General features: G+C 64.6%; 21 protein-coding genes. 14 read left to right on the top strand and 7 right to left on the bottom strand.

Going from position 1 to position 15,899, the window contains the following annotated elements:
- Positions 1–172: 172 nt before the first annotated feature.
- A complete protein-coding gene (locus XH83_RS26125; RefSeq protein WP_018320706.1) occupies positions 173–793 on the top strand; it encodes a response regulator transcription factor in 621 nt (206 codons plus the stop codon).
- A gap of 68 nt (positions 794–861) precedes the next feature.
- A complete protein-coding gene (fghA, locus tag XH83_RS26130; RefSeq protein ID WP_194403559.1) occupies positions 862–1,707 on the top strand; it encodes an S-formylglutathione hydrolase in 846 nt (281 codons plus the stop codon).
- Between the two features lie 191 nt (positions 1,708–1,898).
- On the opposite strand, the gene XH83_RS26135 is transcribed toward fghA, so the two are convergent.
- On the bottom strand, positions 1,899–2,402 hold the full coding sequence (locus XH83_RS26135) for a DUF3280 domain-containing protein (protein WP_246776327.1): 504 nt from the start codon (positions 2,400–2,402) through the stop codon (positions 1,899–1,901).
- Between the two features lie 129 nt (positions 2,403–2,531).
- Between XH83_RS26135 and XH83_RS26140 the strand changes: the two genes are divergently transcribed.
- The 6 genes from XH83_RS26140 (at position 2,532) to XH83_RS26165 (ending at position 7,372) form a co-directional block, all read left to right on the top strand.
- On the top strand, positions 2,532–3,713 hold the full coding sequence (locus tag XH83_RS26140; RefSeq protein WP_194403561.1) for an ABC transporter substrate-binding protein: 1,182 nt from the start codon (positions 2,532–2,534) through the stop codon (positions 3,711–3,713).
- Positions 3,698–4,690, top strand: coding sequence for a YVTN family beta-propeller repeat protein (locus XH83_RS26145; protein WP_305825905.1), 993 nt, complete (start codon positions 3,698–3,700; stop codon positions 4,688–4,690). Before XH83_RS26140 ends, XH83_RS26145 begins: the two co-directional genes overlap by 16 nt.
- Entirely contained in the window at positions 4,687–5,493 is an 807-nt protein-coding gene (locus XH83_RS26150) for an ABC transporter ATP-binding protein (protein ID WP_194403562.1), read from the top strand. Before XH83_RS26145 ends, XH83_RS26150 begins: the two co-directional genes overlap by 4 nt.
- The gene (locus XH83_RS26155) at positions 5,490–6,338 is read left to right on the top strand and encodes an ABC transporter permease (protein WP_194403563.1); all 849 of its coding nucleotides are present in this window, start codon (positions 5,490–5,492) and stop codon (positions 6,336–6,338) included. The genes XH83_RS26150 and XH83_RS26155 overlap by 4 nt, the downstream gene beginning before the upstream one ends.
- Entirely contained in the window at positions 6,335–6,943 is a 609-nt protein-coding gene (locus tag XH83_RS26160; protein ID WP_194403564.1) for a hypothetical protein, read from the top strand. Before XH83_RS26155 ends, XH83_RS26160 begins: the two co-directional genes overlap by 4 nt.
- Positions 6,944–7,072: 129 nt before the next feature.
- The gene (locus XH83_RS26165) at positions 7,073–7,372 is read left to right on the top strand and encodes a copper-binding protein (protein ID WP_194403565.1); all 300 of its coding nucleotides are present in this window, start codon (positions 7,073–7,075) and stop codon (positions 7,370–7,372) included.
- A gap of 213 nt (positions 7,373–7,585) precedes the next feature.
- Here the strand turns inward: XH83_RS26165 and XH83_RS26170 are convergent, their stop codons facing one another.
- Both XH83_RS26170 and XH83_RS26175 read right to left on the bottom strand, forming a co-directional pair.
- Entirely contained in the window at positions 7,586–8,143 is a 558-nt protein-coding gene (locus XH83_RS26170) for a PQQ-dependent catabolism-associated CXXCW motif protein (RefSeq protein ID WP_194403566.1), read from the bottom strand.
- On the bottom strand, positions 8,140–9,021 hold the full coding sequence (locus tag XH83_RS26175; RefSeq protein ID WP_194403567.1) for a substrate-binding domain-containing protein: 882 nt from the start codon (positions 9,019–9,021) through the stop codon (positions 8,140–8,142). Before XH83_RS26175 ends, XH83_RS26170 begins: the two co-directional genes overlap by 4 nt.
- Positions 9,022–9,163: 142 nt before the next feature.
- Here XH83_RS26175 and XH83_RS26180 point away from each other — a divergent pair, with 142 nt between their 5' ends.
- Positions 9,164–10,090: a quinoprotein relay system zinc metallohydrolase 2 gene (locus XH83_RS26180; protein WP_194403568.1), complete on the top strand. Its 927-nt coding sequence runs from the start codon at positions 9,164–9,166 to the stop codon at positions 10,088–10,090.
- A gap of 160 nt (positions 10,091–10,250) precedes the next feature.
- Positions 10,251–11,069 carry a quinoprotein dehydrogenase-associated SoxYZ-like carrier gene (locus XH83_RS26185; protein ID WP_194403569.1) on the top strand — a complete coding sequence of 273 codons (819 nt, stop codon included), beginning with the start codon at positions 10,251–10,253 and terminating at the stop codon, positions 11,067–11,069.
- A 166-nt stretch (positions 11,070–11,235) separates the two neighbouring features.
- On the opposite strand, the gene XH83_RS26190 is transcribed toward XH83_RS26185, so the two are convergent.
- Positions 11,236–11,595 (bottom strand): hypothetical protein, encoded by a 360-nt coding sequence (locus XH83_RS26190; RefSeq protein ID WP_194403570.1) that lies wholly within the window; start codon positions 11,593–11,595, stop codon positions 11,236–11,238.
- A gap of 87 nt (positions 11,596–11,682) precedes the next feature.
- Between XH83_RS26190 and XH83_RS26195 the strand changes: the two genes are divergently transcribed.
- The 4 genes from XH83_RS26195 to XH83_RS26210 are packed head-to-tail and all read left to right on the top strand — an operon-like array spanning position 11,683 to position 14,519.
- Positions 11,683–12,681, top strand: a complete 999-nt coding sequence (locus XH83_RS26195; RefSeq protein WP_194403571.1) for an ABC transporter substrate-binding protein — start codon at positions 11,683–11,685, stop codon at positions 12,679–12,681.
- A gap of 1 nt (position 12,682) precedes the next feature.
- Entirely contained in the window at positions 12,683–13,420 is a 738-nt protein-coding gene (locus XH83_RS26200) for an ABC transporter permease (protein WP_194403572.1), read from the top strand.
- Complete coding sequence (locus XH83_RS26205; protein WP_194403573.1) at positions 13,410–14,120, top strand: ABC transporter ATP-binding protein; 711 nt, start codon at positions 13,410–13,412, stop codon at positions 14,118–14,120. The genes XH83_RS26200 and XH83_RS26205 overlap by 11 nt, the downstream gene beginning before the upstream one ends.
- A 45-nt stretch (positions 14,121–14,165) precedes the next feature.
- Positions 14,166–14,519 carry a hypothetical protein gene (locus XH83_RS26210; protein ID WP_194403574.1) on the top strand — a complete coding sequence of 118 codons (354 nt, stop codon included), beginning with the start codon at positions 14,166–14,168 and terminating at the stop codon, positions 14,517–14,519.
- A gap of 9 nt (positions 14,520–14,528) precedes the next feature.
- Here the strand turns inward: XH83_RS26210 and XH83_RS26215 are convergent, their stop codons facing one another.
- From XH83_RS26215 to pqqA, 3 genes are all read right to left on the bottom strand, one after another.
- Positions 14,529–14,738: a hypothetical protein gene (locus XH83_RS26215; RefSeq protein WP_194403575.1), complete on the bottom strand. Its 210-nt coding sequence runs from the start codon at positions 14,736–14,738 to the stop codon at positions 14,529–14,531.
- 146 nt (positions 14,739–14,884) lie between these two features.
- The gene (locus XH83_RS26220; protein WP_194403576.1) at positions 14,885–15,790 is read right to left on the bottom strand and encodes a hypothetical protein; all 906 of its coding nucleotides are present in this window, start codon (positions 15,788–15,790) and stop codon (positions 14,885–14,887) included.
- 24 nt (positions 15,791–15,814) lie between these two features.
- Positions 15,815–15,895 carry a pyrroloquinoline quinone precursor peptide PqqA gene (pqqA, locus tag XH83_RS26225; protein ID WP_008562446.1) on the bottom strand — a complete coding sequence of 27 codons (81 nt, stop codon included), beginning with the start codon at positions 15,893–15,895 and terminating at the stop codon, positions 15,815–15,817.
- Positions 15,896–15,899: the final 4 nt, after the last annotated feature.

Genomic DNA, 15,899 nt, shown 5'->3' on the forward strand with positions numbered 1-15,899 from the left:
TGACGTTGACAGAGGCGAAGCGGCGGATATCTAATCGGAAGCGTACAGCAATCCCGCCCGGGTTGCATGAGGCGACCTCGGACACATCGCTCACGCGCCCGTCCCATGTCGGTATCATGCGGCGCAGAATGGGCAAATCTTGTCACGGGGAACGCTGTCGCGGGGAACGCCTATGCGCATTCTGATCGTCGATGATCATCCCATCGTCGCCTCCGGCTGCCGTGCCGTGCTGGCCGACGAGGGCGAGATCGAGATTCTGGAGGCCGCCGACGCCGAAGACGGTGAGTGCGTCTTCATCGTCGAGCGCCCGGACCTCTGCATCATCGACATCAATTTGCCGACCGTCTCCGGATTCGAGCTCGCGCGCCGCATCCTCGAGCGCGCGCCCGAGGCCCGCATCATCATGTTCAGCATGAACGACGATCCGGCCTTTGCCGCGCGGGCGATCGAATGCGGCGCGAAGGGCTACGTCTCCAAGACCGGCGATCCCGACGACCTCGTCGAGGCGATCCGCGCCGTCGGAGGCGGCGGCACGTACTTGCCGAGCGCGATCGCGCGCAGCATCGCCTTTGCAGGGCCGACGCTGGCGCAGAGCCCGCTGTCGAAGCTGAACGCGCGCGAGATGGAGATACTGCGGCTGCTCAGCGCGGGAAAAAGCCTGTCCGAGATCGCCTGGCTGGTGCAATCGTCGTACAAGACGGTCGCCAACACCTCGTCCATCATGCGCCAGAAGCTCGGAGTGAAGACCTCGGTCGAGCTGGTGCGGCTGGCGATCGACAGCGGTGTCGCCTGACGACGCCACAAATTTCGGTCACACAAGCGTTGCAATGTTGATGTGGTGAGATGCCACGGAGTGAAGGCATGACGATTCAGACTGTCTCGACCAACAAATCCTACGGCGGTGTGCAGGGTGTGTATCGCCATGCCAGCCAGGCGACCGGAACCGACATGGTATTCTCGGTCTATGTTCCGCCGCACGCCGCGGGCGCGAAGCTGCCCGTGGTCTGGTATCTCTCGGGGCTCACCTGCACCCATGCCAACGTCACCGAGAAGGGCGAATTCCGCAAAGCCTGCGCCGAGCTCGGCCTGATCTTCGTCGCGCCCGACACCTCACCGCGCGGCACCGACGTGCCGGGCGATGCCAACAACGCCTATGATTTCGGCCTCGGGGCCGGCTTCTATGTCGATGCGACGCAAGAGCCGTTCGCGCGCAATTATCGGATGTGGAGTTATGTCACGGACGAACTGCCCAAGCTGGTCGCGGGAAATTTTCCCGTCGACGCCAAGCGGCAGTCGGTCATGGGCCATTCGATGGGCGGTCACGGCGCGCTGACGGTGGCGCTGCGCAACCCGCATCGCTATCGCGCTGCGAGCGCGTTCGCGCCGATCGTGGCGCCCTCGCTTGTGCCTTGGGGCATCAAGGCGCTCACGGGCTATCTCGGACCAAACAAGGACGCATGGCGCAGCCACGACACGGTGGCGCTGATCGAGGACGGTGCGAAGTTTTCAAGCTTCCTGGTCGACGTCGGCGAGGCCGACAATTTCCTGAAGGAGCAGCTGAGGCCCGAACTGCTCGAAACCGCCTGCACCAAGGCGGGCATCCCGCTGACGCTGCGGCGTCAGGCGGGCTATGACCACAGCTATTACTTCATCTCGACCTTCATGGGCGATCACCTGCACTGGCATGCGGAGAAGCTGAAGGGCTGAGGGGGCCCTGGCTGCCCTTCCCTTCTCCCCTTGTGGAGAAGGTGGCGCGAAGCGCCGGATGAGGGGTATCTATTCGCAAATTCGGTAAGAGTTGGACTCGCGGAGAGAACCCCTCACCCGGCTTCGCTCCGCGAATGCACCCTCTCCCACAAGGGGCGAGGGTGCACCGCCGTCGCGGCGAGTAATTCCCCCTACTCCCGCTTTCCGTAATTCGGCGCCAGCAGCCTGTTGCGGATCAGATAGCTCATCGTGCGCGTCCAGGCTTCATCGGTGTTGCCGCGCATGTCGGCGCTCGCCGCCGTGATCATGGCGCCGGTCTTCACGTCGCGCAGATAGATGTTGAGGTTGATGATCAGGTTCGAGACCTTCTGCACCATGCCGGTGATCTCGAGGTCTGCCCCGAGCTGCCCGGCGAGCTTGAGATCGCAGCCGCCGCAGGCCTGTAAATTGGCGTGACGGGCCGCGTCCCTGACCGGCGCAATGTCCAGCACCTGGAACCTGCCGGACTCCGTCAATTCCCTACGCAGTTGCTCGCTGATGCGCAGGAGCCGCGCCTCTTCCGGCCTGGAGCCATAGAACTCCCCGGGCAGGCTGGTGTCGATCAGCTCGAAATCGAACACGGCCAGCTTCGGCGGATCGGCGCGCGCGACCGCAGGCGTCAACAGCAAAGCGGCGATCACCATCGATGCTCGCATGATCGTGATTCCAGTCCTCGTGCGCGCGGGGACGAAATGCGGGGTTGCATGCCCTGACAAATTGGTCATGCTTGAAGCAGAGACAATTCTCTACCGGCGGTCAAGCGGGAGAGAATACCTGGAGGAAACATGATCCGATGGTTGGCCGGTCTGATCGGCTTTGGCCTTGCTGCGACGAGCGCGCTCGCGGCGGAGCCTGCCCTGATCGGCGTCGGCTATCTCGGTGTCGCCGGCACCCGATCGACGCTGTCGCTGGTCGAACTTCCTGCGGAGAATGACGGCGTCGCCGGCGCGCGCCTCGCGATCGATGACAACAACACCACGGGTAAGTTTCTCAACCAGCGGTTCGCGCTGGAGGAGCGCCGCATCAAGGAGGGCGAGGACCCGGTGCAGGCGGCGACCGCGCTCGCCGAGAAGAACAGCTTCATCATCACCGACCTGCCGGCCGATGCGCTCCTGGAAGTCTCGGATGCCCTGCGCGACCGTGGCACGCTTCTGTTCAATGCGGGGGCGATCGACGAGCGGCTGCGCGAAGCCGATTGCCGTGCCAACGTCATCCACACCGCACCGACGCGCGCGATGCTGGCCGATGCGCTCGGGCAGTATCTGGTGTGGAAGAAGTGGTCGCGCTGGCTGCTGGTGGTCGGCTCGCACGACGAGGACAAACTGTTCGCGGACGCGCTCCGGCGCACCGCCACACGCTTTGGCGCCAAGATCGTGCAGGAGAAGACTTTCGAAGACAAAGGCGGCGCCCGCCGTACCGACAGCGGCGTGACGCTGATCCAGCGCCAGATGCCGGTGTTCACGCAAGGCGCGCCGGCCTATGACGTCTTGGTCGCGGCCGACGAGAGCGAGGTGTTCGGCGCCTACCTGCCCTATCGCACCTGGGATCCGCGGCCTGTCGCCGGCTCGGCCGGCCTCGTGCCGCGCAGTTGGGACGCTTCGCAGGACCAGTGGGGCGCGATCCAGATGCAGAACCGCTTCGTCAAGCTGAACTCGCGGCGCATGACGGCCCTCGACATGCAGGCCTGGACCGCGGTGCGCATGATCGGGGAAGCCACCTCGCGCACCAACTCGGGCGACGTCAAGAAGGTCTCGGACTTCATCAAGGGCCCGGACTTCTCGGTCGCGGCCTTCAAGGGCACGCGGCTCACCTTGCGCGACTGGAACCTGCAGCTGCGCCAGCCGATCCTCTTGGTCGACGGCCGCATGGTGGTGTCGGTCTCGCCGCAGGACGGATTTCTGCATCAGGTCTCCGAGCTCGACACGCTCGGCTATGACCGTCCGGAGAGCAAATGCAAGCTGAAGTGAGGACGCAAATGCTGCGCATGGGGCGTGTTGGGCTTCTCGCCGGACTGGCGCTCGCGGCAGCGCCCGCGCATGCCTTCATCGCTTATGTCTCGAATGAGAAGAGCAACACCGTCTCGGTGATCGACACCGACAGCTGGACCGTGACCAAGACCATCAAGGTCGGGCAGCGCCCGCGCGGCATCGATTTCACGCGCGACGGCAAGTTCGTGATGGTCGCGGTCGGCGACGACGACACCATCCAGGTGATCGATGCCAAGACGCAGAGCGTGGTAGACAGCCTGCCCTCAGGCCCAGATCCGGAATTGTTCGCCCAGGATGCCGCCGGCAAGATCCTCTATGTCGCCAACGAGAACGACAACACGGTGACGGTGATCGACCTCGAGAAGCGCTCCCGGCTCGGCGACATCCAGGTCGGCGTCGAGCCCGAAGGCATGACCATCAGCCCGGACGGCAAGACGCTGATCAATACGTCGGAAACGACCAATATGGCGCATTTCATCGACACCGCCTCGCGCCAGATCGTCGCCAACGTGCTGGTCGACGCCCGGCCGCGCTTTGCCGAGTTCAAGCACGACGCTTCCGAGGTGTGGGTGTCCTCCGAGATCGGCGGCACCGTCTCGATCATCGATCCCGGGAAGCACGCGGTGATCGGCAAGGTCACCTTCGAGATCCCGGGCTTGCGGAAAGAAGCGATCCAGCCGGTCGGCATCGGCATGACCAAGGACGACAAGACCGCCTTCGTCGCGCTCGGCCCGGCCAACCGCATCGCCGTGGTCGACGTCGCCTCGCGCAAGGTGACGAAATATCTGCTGGTGGGACAGCGGGTCTGGCACATGGCGTTCACCCCGGACGAAAAATATCTGCTGACCACCAACGGCGTCTCGAACGACGTCTCCGTCATCGACGTCGCCGCGCAAAAGGTGATCAAGACCATTCAAGTGGGCGAGCTGCCCTGGGGCATCACGATCGCGCCATGACCAGCCCAGCTCCGATTCCCGACCCAGGCGAGGTGCCGGGCCCCGATCCGGCCGCGGCGCCGGCGCTCTCGATCGACGGCGTCAGCCATGCCTATGGGCCGCGCCGGGCGTTGATCGACGTCTCCTTCAATGTGCAGCCGGCCAGCTTCACCGCCCTGCTCGGCCTCAACGGCGCCGGCAAGAGTACGCTGTTCTCGCTGATCACGCGCCTGTTCGGCATCCAGTCCGGCCGTGTCGGCATTTTCGGCCATGACATCAGCAAGAGCCCGGGCGAGGCGCTACGATTGTTGGGGGTCGTGTTCCAGCCGCGCACGCTCGATCTCGACCTGTCGCTGACGCAGAACCTGCTCTATCACGCCGCGCTCCACGGCATCAGCCGCCGCGAGGCCGCCGCGCGCAGCGCCGAGCTGCTCGGCCGCATCGGGCTTTCCGACCGCGCCGGCAGCAAGGTGCGCGACCTCTCGGGCGGGCAGATGCGGCGGCTGGAGATCGCCCGCGCACTGCTGCACCGGCCCCGGCTGTTGCTGCTCGACGAGCCGACCGTCGGTCTCGACGTCAAGGCGCGCGCCGACATCATCAGCCAGGTCCGCCAGCTCGTGACCGAGCAAGGCATCGGCGTGCTCTGGGCGACGCATCTGTTCGACGAGATCATGCCAAGCGACGACCTCGTGGTGCTGCACCAGGGCAAGGTGCTGGCGCAGGGACCGATGAGCCGCGTCATTACCGAAGCCGGCGCGCAGGACGTCAACACCGCCTTCATGCGCCTGACCGGCGCGCAAACCATGCCGGGAGGCGGCGCATGAGCAGCATCACGACGCGCGAGGTCCCGCGCGGCTTCTCATTTGCCGAGTACATGACGTGTCTCACCGGCATCGTCTGGCGCGAGGGGCTGCGCTTCCTGCATCAGCGCGAGCGGTTCGTCTCGGCGCTGGTGCGGCCACTGGTGTGGCTGTTCATCTTCGCTGCCGGCTTCCGCCAGGTGCTCGGCATCTCCATCATCCCGCCTTACGAGACCTACATCCTCTACGAGGTCTATATCGCGCCCGGGCTGATGGCGATGATCCAGCTCTTCAACGGCATGCAATCCTCGCTGTCGATGGTTTACGACCGCGAGATGGGCAACATGCGCACGCTGCTGGTGAGCCCACTGCCGCGCGGCTTCCTGCTGTTCTGCAAGCTGCTGGCGGGCACCGCAGTGTCGCTGCTCCAGGTCTATGCCTTCCTGCTGATCGCCTGGTTCTGGGACATCACCCCGCCATCCTCGGGCTATCTCACCGTGCTGCCGGCGCTGATCCTGTCCGGGCTGATGCTGGGCTCGCTCGGCATGCTGATCTCCTCCGGCATCAAGCAGCTGGAAAATTTCGCCGGCGTGATGAACTTCGTCATCTTCCCGATGTTCTTCGCCTCCTCCGCGCTCTACCCGCTGTGGCGGGTGCAGGAGGGCAGTCCCTATCTGTACTATCTCTGCGAGGTCAATCCGTTCACCCATGCGGTCGAGCTGATCCGTTTTGCACTCTACGGGCAGATCAACTGGATCTCGCTGGCGGTGGTAGCGGCTTGCACAATCGTCTTCATGATCGGCGCGATTTGGGCCTATGATCCCTCGCGCGGGCTGGCGCGACGGGGGCCTGCAGGAGGCGAAGGATGAAGGTTCTGGCGACGGCTGTCCTGGTGCTCGCGCTGTCGGGCACGGCGGTGCGCGCGGCCGATCCGCGCTACCCCAACTGGCCCTGCACGCAGGCCAAGGTGCCGGAGATCTCGCTTGCCGCCGTCTGGGCCGGTCCTGCGCTCGACGATGCCGAGACCAAATGGAAGAACGACACGAAAATCACCGCGCTGGTCGCCAAACTGTCGGCGCGCAAGACGCCGATCGACGAGGCTGAGAAATCGGTGAAGGACTTTCTGGCCGCCTCCTCCACCGACAAGGCCAGCAACGCAAAGCTGCTGTTCGCCGGCCTGTTCGATACGCTCAACGCCCAGCGTTCGCAGGTCATGAACGGGCTCGAACGCGTCAGCCGCAAGCAGCGCGAGGCCGCTGAGAAGATCCGCGAGGAGGCCATCCAGCTCCAGGCGCTGCAGGGCGCCACGCCGCGTGACGAAGCCAAGGTCGAGGCGCTCAGCAATGAGCTGATCTGGAAGACCCGCATTTTCGAGGACCGCAACAAGGTGGTGCGGTTCGTCTGCGAGGTTCCCACCACGATCGACCAGCGCCTGTTCGCGCTCGGTCGCGTGATCCAGCAGGAAATGGAATAGCGTCGGCCTTGCCGAGGCTGCCTCCGGGTTCCCGGAGCGGCCTGGTTAACCTTTGCCCTGCTATCTGCCGGAACCAAATCGATCTAGGATGGCTTGTCGAAGTGAACTCCAAAACGTCGGGAGGCCTCGATGGGAACCACGCGATTTATCTATGCGGGCGCTGCGGCCCTCAGCATGCTCGCAACCAGCGCGTTTGCTGACGACATGACCGGCATGGTCATGCGGATTGACCGGCTCAACGGCACGATCTCGATCCAGCAGACCCAGAAGGGCACGGTCGGCGCCAGCACCGGGAGTGCCGGTGCGCTGCAGGAGTACAAGACCAAGGACGCCGCGATGCTGGACGCCGTTCATGCCGGCGACAGGGTGAACTATTCTGCCACCGACAATAACGGCACCGGCACGCTGACGAAGTTGCAGAAGCAGTAAGTATTGGGCGTCCGCCTCGCCGCTTTTGTCCCGCCAGAATGCGTCTTTCTCCTTGTGCCCCGGACGCGGTGCAGCGCCCTTCAGCGTTGCACCGCAGAGCCGGGGCCCATGTCGCAGACGAACTCGCGGCGTCTGGGTCCGGCTCTGCGCCGCAACGCTCACGCGTTACGGCTTGTCCGGGACACGAATGCGTAGCGCGGCCAATCAAGTCGTTCACTGCTCCGGCCGCGGCTCCGGCTGCGCCTCTTCCGTCGGCAGCTTGGCGCGCTCCCAGCCGTCGGTGCCGTCGGAGTACCAGGCGATGTTGGAATAGCCATAGGCCAGCGCCCGCTTGGCGGCGTTCCAGGACATCCAGCAATCGGCAAGGCAATAGATCACGATCAGCGCGGCCTTGTCGCCGCCCGAAACACGCGCGAGCCCGCGCTGGAGATAATCATCCATGGCCGGCGGCAAGGAGCCGTAGCCGGTGTCAGGCAGCCAGATGCTGCCCGGAATGTTCCTTCGCGGCGCATCGCGCCACACCGTGCCTTCCGGAAGGTTCTTCGGCTTCGGCGGCCTCGGCAGCACGTCGATGAACGCACCACTCTTCGCGCGCCAGATCGTCTCGGCTTCCGCCGTGGTGAGCACGCGCGCGCCGGCCAGCGTCGCCGGCACCGGCGCGCGGTAATTGTCGGCGCGATACCCCTCGGGCTCGAACGGCTCCTGCTGCTGCGCGAACGACGGCGCCGCCAACGCGGCGACGACGAGCGCAGTGGCAAGAAGCCGTCTCATGGCGACTTCTTGGCCGTCTCCGCATTGAGCGGCCGATCGCTCTCGTCGAGCAGCGGGACGCCGAAGTCGATCAGTATCTTGTTGATCTCGCCCTGGTTCTCCTGGATCAGCTTGTTGAGCTGCCGCTTCCAGTTCTGGTCGGCGGGACGCACGCCCATGCCGATGCGATAGACCAGCTTCGGCCCCGTGGTTTCCTTCACCAGCGGCGTGACATGAAGCGAGCCGACTTTCCTCGCGTAGTAGCCGGCCATCGGTCCCCACAGCACGCCGGCGTCGATCTTGCCGGCGGCGAGGTCGTCGATCATGGCCTGCGCCGAATTGTCGTAGCGCGTGTCGATCATCAGCGGATAGGGCTTTGCATTGCTCATCAGCCCGGCAATGGCCATGTTGGTCGCGGGCGGCGTTCCGGCGACGATGCCGACATGCTTGCCCTTCAACTTCGGATCCTCGAGCGTGTCGACGTCCTCGAGCCCGCTGCCGGCCTTGGCGACCAGTGCATAGGTCGTGCGGTAATAGGGATTGGTGCCCTGCACGACGTCATCGCCCTGCGGAAAGCCCATGATGACGTCGCAGCGATGCGCGCCCAGCGTCATCCGCACGAAGCCGGTGGCCTGCGGGAAGAAGACATAGTCGAGCTTCTTCTTGAGCTTGTCGGCAAAGAATTCGGCGAGCTTGTTCTCGAACCCCTCGCCCTTTTCGTTCGAGAACGGCAGATTGCGCGGATCGGCACAGACGCGCAGCACGTTCGGGTCGACCAGTTCGAACGAGAGGTCGCCGCTGTCATTGGTCTGCGCCACGGCGACATCGCCGAGCGCGCAGGACGCAACCAGGACCCACATTGAAAATAACCAGCGACGATGTCGTCCGGCCTCCGTCATCGTGCTTCCTCCTCGTTTTGTTTGAATGCTATCCATGCAACGCATGACGCACCATGTCCTGCAGGAATTGTCTCGCCGAACTTTGCTGACTTCGTTTTTGTTGCAGTGCAATGCGGCCAATCCTTTGAACTGAGGCGGAAAAGTGTCTCGCATCGCTCGAGTGATCGCAGCCTTGTCCCTGCTGGGGATCGCAACGCTAGCACGGGCCGCGACGGCCGAATTGCCTGTGAGCGAAGTCGCAACCGGAATCTTCGTACACTCCGGGACCATCGCCCTGATGACCCGCGAGAACGAGGGCGACATCGCCAATGTCGGCTTCATCGTGGGCGACGATGCCGTGGCCGTCATCGACACCGGCGGCAGCTTGCGTGAAGGCGAGGCCCTGCTGGCCGCCGTGCGGGCCCGCACGCCCAAGCCGATCCGCTATGTCATCAACACCCATGGGCACCCCGACCATGTCTTCGGCAACGCGGCCTTTGTGGCCGGAGACACTGTTTTCGTCGGCCACAGCAAGCTGCCCCAGGCGCTCGCGACGCGCGGGCCCTATTATCTCGACAATTTTCGCCGCATCATGGGGAGCGAGCTGATCGATCCCGTGAAGATCATTGCTCCGACCCTCCTGGTTTCGGACACGATGACGCTTGATCTCGGATCGCGTCGCCTGTCCCTGCGCGCCTGGCGGACCGGGCACAGCGACAGCGACATGAGCGTATACGACGAGACGACCAAGACCCTGTTCGCGGGCGACCTCGTTTTTCTGCGCCACATTCCGGTCATGGACGGCAGCATCCGCGGCTGGCTCGACACATTGAAGGAATTGCAGACCATTCCGGCGCAACGCGTCGTTCCCGGTCACGGACCCGTGAGCGAGTGGCCTGCCGCGCTGACCGATGAACGGCGTTACCTGTCAACGCTGCTGTCCGACGTGCGCGTGCTGAATAAGAACGGCGAGCCGATCCGGGCCGCCGCCGACAAGGCTGCTGCCGAGGAACGGCCGCGCTGGGAGCTGTTCGGCGATTACAACGCCCGGAACGCAACTGCAGCATTCTCGGAAATTGAATGGGAGTAGCGGGCGCGCTAACATGTGCGGGAGATCAGCTTCGCTGACTCAGAGATCAGCTTCGCTGACTCAGAGATCAGCTTCGCTGACTCAGAGATCAGCTTCGCTGACTCAGAGATCAGCTTCGCTGACTCAGAGATCAGCTTCGCTGACTCAGAGGACCACAACCATGACCCGATGGACACGCCGCCTGCCCCTGATCGCCGCACTGCTCGGCATCGCCTTCGCCGTGCCCGCGCAGGCTGAAGAGGCCTACGATCCGTGGCCGGGTCTGGTGCAGGACATCTTCAACAGCCGGCCCATGAATGACGGCAGCGCCGTCATCGGCATCGAGATGCCCTATCGCGCGGAGGACGCGGCGATCGTGCCGGTGACCTTGCGCAGCAAGCTGTCGCCCGCAGACAGCCGCCGGATCCGTTCGATCACGCTCGTGATCGACCGTAACCCCGCGCCGATGGCCGCGAAGTTCGAGCTCGGGCCCGATGCCAATGTCACCGAGATCTCGACGCGCGTGCGCGTCAACAATTACACCGACGTCCACGCGGTGGCCGAGCTCAGCGATGGGCAGCTCTATGTCTCGAAGGTCTATGTGAAGGCTTCGGGCGGCTGCTCGGCGCCGGCAGGCAAGAACGCCGAGGAAGCGCAAAACCGACTCGGCCAGATGCGCTACCGGCAGTTCGCGCGCGAGGAGGCGCCGGCGAGCCGCATCCGCGAAGCGCAGATCATGATCGGCCATCCCAACAATTCCGGCCTGCAGATGGACCAGGTCACGCAGCTCTATATTCCCGCCTTCTTCGTCAACCAGCTGAAGCTAACGCAGGACGGTAGCCCCGTGCTATCGATGGAAGGCGGCATCTCGATCTCGGAAGATCCTAATCTGCGCTTCACCTACGTCTCCAACGGCGCCAAGCGTTTCCGCGCGGAAGCCAAGGACACGGAGGGACACGTCTTCCGCAACGAGTGGGATGTGGAGAAGCCGGGGACTTAGGTCGTGACGCCTGCTCTGATTCCCTCTCCCCTTGCGGGAGAGAGTGGATCGCCGCGCAGCGGCGAGACGGGTGCGGGCTATCTCTCCACACATGAGCTCGCGGAGAGATCCCCCTCATCCCGCGCTTCGCGCCACCTTCTCCCACAAGGCGAGAAGGAAGAAATCTTCAAAAACACCTCACTTCGGCTTCCGCCTGCGCGCGCCGCAAATCATTCACCGCCGTGTTCGCCTGCTCCGAGGTGCGGAACTGGACGCCGAGATTGCCGCGCACCTGCGACATGCTGAGCGCGGTCTCCGCGGTAACATAGCGCTCATAGGGGACGATCGAGGCCACCACGTCGATCGAGCAGGAGCATTGCTCGATCGACTGCCGGCTCTCGCCATTGGCCTTCATGCAGCCATAGACGTACTCCGCGCGCGCCGCCGTCGGATAATCGTTGGCTTCCTCGGCCCGCGCGACGCACGCGCTCGACGCCAGCACCGTCAATACGGCGACAATCGGTCGTAGCTGTCCGGCCAGTTTCATGCGCATCCTCCCGCGGGTTGCGAGCAAAGCTATGCTATGCGTATTGTCCTGAAAAGCACTCTGTCAGAGGAAACGGCTCACAAGGCGATGAGAGCACTTGGTGTGATATGGGCACTTGGTCGAACATTGGCGCTCGCGACGACGCTGATGCTGACACTGGCCGCACCCGGCCGCGCCGCGGAGACAATCCGCCTCGCGGTGCAGAAAACCGGGACATTCTCCTGGGAGCTGGCCGCGATCCGCGCGAGCGGGCTCGACAAGGAGGCGGATCTCGCGCTGGAGGTCACCGAGCTCGCGAGCACCGAGGCCGGCAAGATCGCGATGCGCGCGGGCAGCGCCGACATCATCCTGTCGGACTGGCTGTGGGTGTCGCGCGAACGGGCGCTCGGCGCCAAGCTCACCTTCTATCCCTACTCCAGTGCGCTCGGCGCCGTGATGGTGCCGGCATCGTCGCCGATCAAGACGCTTGCCGACTTGAAGGGCCGCAAGCTCGCCGTCGCGGGCGGAGCGATCGACAAGAGCTGGCTGCTGCTTCAGGCGCGCATGAAGCAGGACGGCATCGACCTGAAGTCGGAGGCGACCATCGCCTATGGCGCCCCGCCTTTGATCGCCGCCAAGGCACTCGACGGCGAGATGGAGGCGAGCCTGAACTTCTGGAATTTCTGTGCCCAGCTCGAAGCCAAGGGTTTCAGGCGCCTCGCCGGCATCGAAGAGATCCTGCCGAAGCTGGGCGCCAAGGGCGCCGTCTCCGCGGTCGGTTACGTCTTCGACGAAAGCTGGGCGGCAAGCCACAAGGACGCCGTGGCCCGCTTCATCGCCATGACCCGCAAGGCCAAGCAATTGCTGGTCACCTCGGATGCGGCCTGGGACAAGATCGCCCCGCTCACCGGCACCAACGATGTCACCTTGCTCAAGACCTATCGCGAGCGCTATCGCGACGGCATTCCGCGCCGGAGCATCGCTGAAGAGGAACAGGACGCGCGCGTGCTGTATCGCGTGCTGGCCGAGACCGGTGGCCGCGACCTCGTCGGCCCCGCCGCCGAGCTCGATCCCGGCACGTTCTATCACGCCGTGCCTGGAGACTGAGGTGCTGCGTCTTCTCTCGTTCGCCCTCTTCCTCGTGACTTGGTGGATTGCCGCGCTGTTCGTCGGAGGCGCGAAGCTGCCCTCCCCGCCGGCTGTGCTCGAGGTGATGATCGCGGAAGCATCAACCGGCGCGCTGTTCCTGCATCTCGGCGCCACGCTGGCGCGCGTCACGCTCGCCTTCGTGCTGGCGATGTCGCTCGGCAGCGCCATCGGCTACCTCATGGGACGAGTCAGGCTCGCCGACCGGCTCGGCGATCCCTGGCTGATCCTCCTGCTCAATTTGCCCGCGCTGGTCGTGATCGTGCTGGCCTATATCTGGGCCGGTCTCACCGAGGCCGCCGCGATCGCGGCGATCGCCATCAACAAGCTGCCGACCGCGGTCGTCACCTTGCGCGAGGGCACCCGCGCGCTCGACCGCTCGCTCGACGAGATGGCGAGCGTGTTCGCGATGCCGCGCTGGCGCGCGTTCCGGCATGTCGTGCTGCCGCAGCTTGCGCCCTATATCGCGGCCGCCGCCCGCTCCGGACTGTCGCTGGTGTGGAAGATCGTGCTGGTCGCCGAACTGCTCGGACGTCCGAACGGCGTCGGATTCGAGATCGGCGTCGCCTTTCAGCTGTTCGACACGCCGCGGCTGCTCGCCTATTCGCTGACATTCGCCGCGGTCGTGCTCGTGATCGAAACCTTGCTGGTGCAGCCGTTCGAAGCCCGCGCAACACGGTGGCGGCCCCGTGCGGCTTGAAGTCGACATCACAGGCAAGACATTCAGGAGTGCCGCGGGCGGGAGCCACGAGGTGCTCGCGCCGCTCAAATTCGCGCTTTGCCCCGGCGAGGTCGGCGTGCTCATCGGTCCCTCCGGTTGCGGCAAGAGCACGATGCTGCGCATCATCCTCGGTCTCGACAGCGAGTTCACCGGCCATGTCGCCCGTCCGCCGCAGGCGCGGATCGGCATGGTGTTCCAGGAGCCGCGGCTGTTGCCGTGGCGTTCGGTCGAGCAGAATGTGCGGCTGGCTGCTCCTGATGTGACCGAGGAGAAGCTGTCGGAGCTGTTCAGGTTTCTGGAGCTGGACGCGCATCGCAGCCACTTTCCCGGCGAGTTGTCGCTCGGTCTTGCCCGGCGCGTTGCGCTCGCCCGCGCCTTCGCCGTCGAACCCGATCTGCTGGTGCTCGACGAGCCCCTCGCCTCGCTCGACGACGCGCTCGCCGGCCGCCTGCGCGATGAGATCGCGACCCTGGTGGCGAGCCGCCCGATGATGACGCTGCTCGTCACCCACAGTCTCGACGATGCGATCCGGCTCGGCGACCGCCTGTTCTTTTTGTCGCCGCGGCCTGCGCGTATCGTGGAGGAAGTGCCGATCGCCATTCCACGCGCGATGCGCAGCGAAGCCGATCTGGTGAGGATCAGGGCCGAGCTGGCGGCCTTGCAGCTTGAAGCGAAATGAACACTCGTGGTCAACTGGATCAATTCGTCGAGGGAGGGCTCACCAATGCGGCGTAGGCTGATTGCGATCGGCATCCTCTTGGTCGCGGTGCCGGGCGCGGCACTGGCGCAGGCCAAGGGCAAGGGCATCAGGCTCTGGAACCTGACGACGGAGACGATCTCCGGCTTTCAGCTTTCACCCGCCGGCAAGACCGACTGGGGCCCGAACCAGTGCTTGAACGACAAGGACAAGGAGGTCGACCACGACGAGCGGCTGCGCATCAGCGGCGTCGAGCCCGGCCGCTACGACGCCAAGGTCGGCTATCCCAACGGTCGGCAATGCGTGGTCCGCGACATCGAGATCAGGGCGGACGCGGTGTTCTCGATTGCCGACAAGGATCTGAAGGACTGCACCAAGTAGCGCGGCGTCTCACGCCTTGTCGTTCGGATGCGGATATTCGCAGCGCCACCGCACCGCCTGCCACTTCGGATGCTCACCGACCCATTGCGCGATATAGGGCGGTGCGGCCATCGCGCATTGCCGCGGCGACCCACCGTAGTTGAACATCAGATGCTGCTCCTCGCAGGTCGCAGGCGAGAGGACCGCACACACGGTTACCACCAGGTCAATCGGGTTCATGCCGGGATCCTCTGGCAGGGGACGATGGAGATTTAGCACGAAAAGATACGCTCGACGGAGGGGGAAGTTTCAACTTGCCAGGGGAATGGGCGGGAACTGCAGGCGAAAGGCTCGGATCCCGCACCCCTTTGTGGGTGGGGAAGGACCTAAAAGTTCACCCCGAACACCATCCGGGCCTGGTGGCGCTCGAAATTGACGAGGTCGAGATTGCCGCTTGATCCGGCCGGGCGGCCCCAGGCCTGCATGCTCCAGCTCAAGGTCAGCCGTGAGCGCTCGGACAGCTGGACATAGGCGGTCGGGCCGACGAACAGGGCCTGGCCCGAGAGCTCGCCGAGTCCGATACCTTCATATTGCCGGAAGTAGCGCAGCTCCCCGCCGAGCAGCACGTTGGGCCGCACGCGCACCAGGCCGGCCAACGCCGCCCCGATCGTCGAGCTCTTCTCGGAAGTGCCCGCCACTTCGAAGCGCGCCCATTCCGGCTGATAGATCAAATTGAGGGCGCCGATGGCGAAGTTCGGAATGAGCTCGCGGTCGAAGGCCAGCGTGAACTCGGTGCCGTACATCCGCCCTTTTGCGCCGCTGGTCTCGTCGATGCGGTCGCCATGAAGCTCGGCGGCGACGGTGAGGCCGAACGGCGCGCGCTCGCGGTCGAGCAAACGATAACGCAGGTCGAGCGAAGCTCCCTGGAAGTTGAATTGGCGGCGGTCGTCGATATCGGGGACGCCGGTGATGTCGTGCAGGCTGGCGGTGGCTCCGACCTCGATGCGGAAGTTCGGCATCGGCACGATCTCGATCTCGACCTCCTTCTCCAGCGCGCGATAGGTCCCTGCGCCCTTGCCGAAGCGGCCCGTGGTCTGGGTCTGGAATTCGCGCTCGCCGGGATTGCCGACATCGGTGCCGATCATGAAGCCGAAGATGTGCTCGGTATCGAAACCCTCTTCGGCGCCGGCGCATGCGGGCAGAAGCGCGACCGTGCAGGCAGCAATGGTCCAGAAGCTGGTGGCTCTCGCGCGCATTCCCGACACTACCACGGCTTCAAAGGCGTTTGCCATCGAAGCCGCGGCAGGTCGTCAGTCTTACTTGCGCGAAGCGCAGGCGTACATGTTGATTTCCATGCCGACCGGCACTTCCACGATCTTCGGAGCTTTCCAAGCCATTCGG

Source organism: Bradyrhizobium sp. CCBAU 53351 (assembly GCF_015291745.1).
Classification (GTDB): Bacteria; Pseudomonadota; Alphaproteobacteria; order Rhizobiales; family Xanthobacteraceae; genus Bradyrhizobium.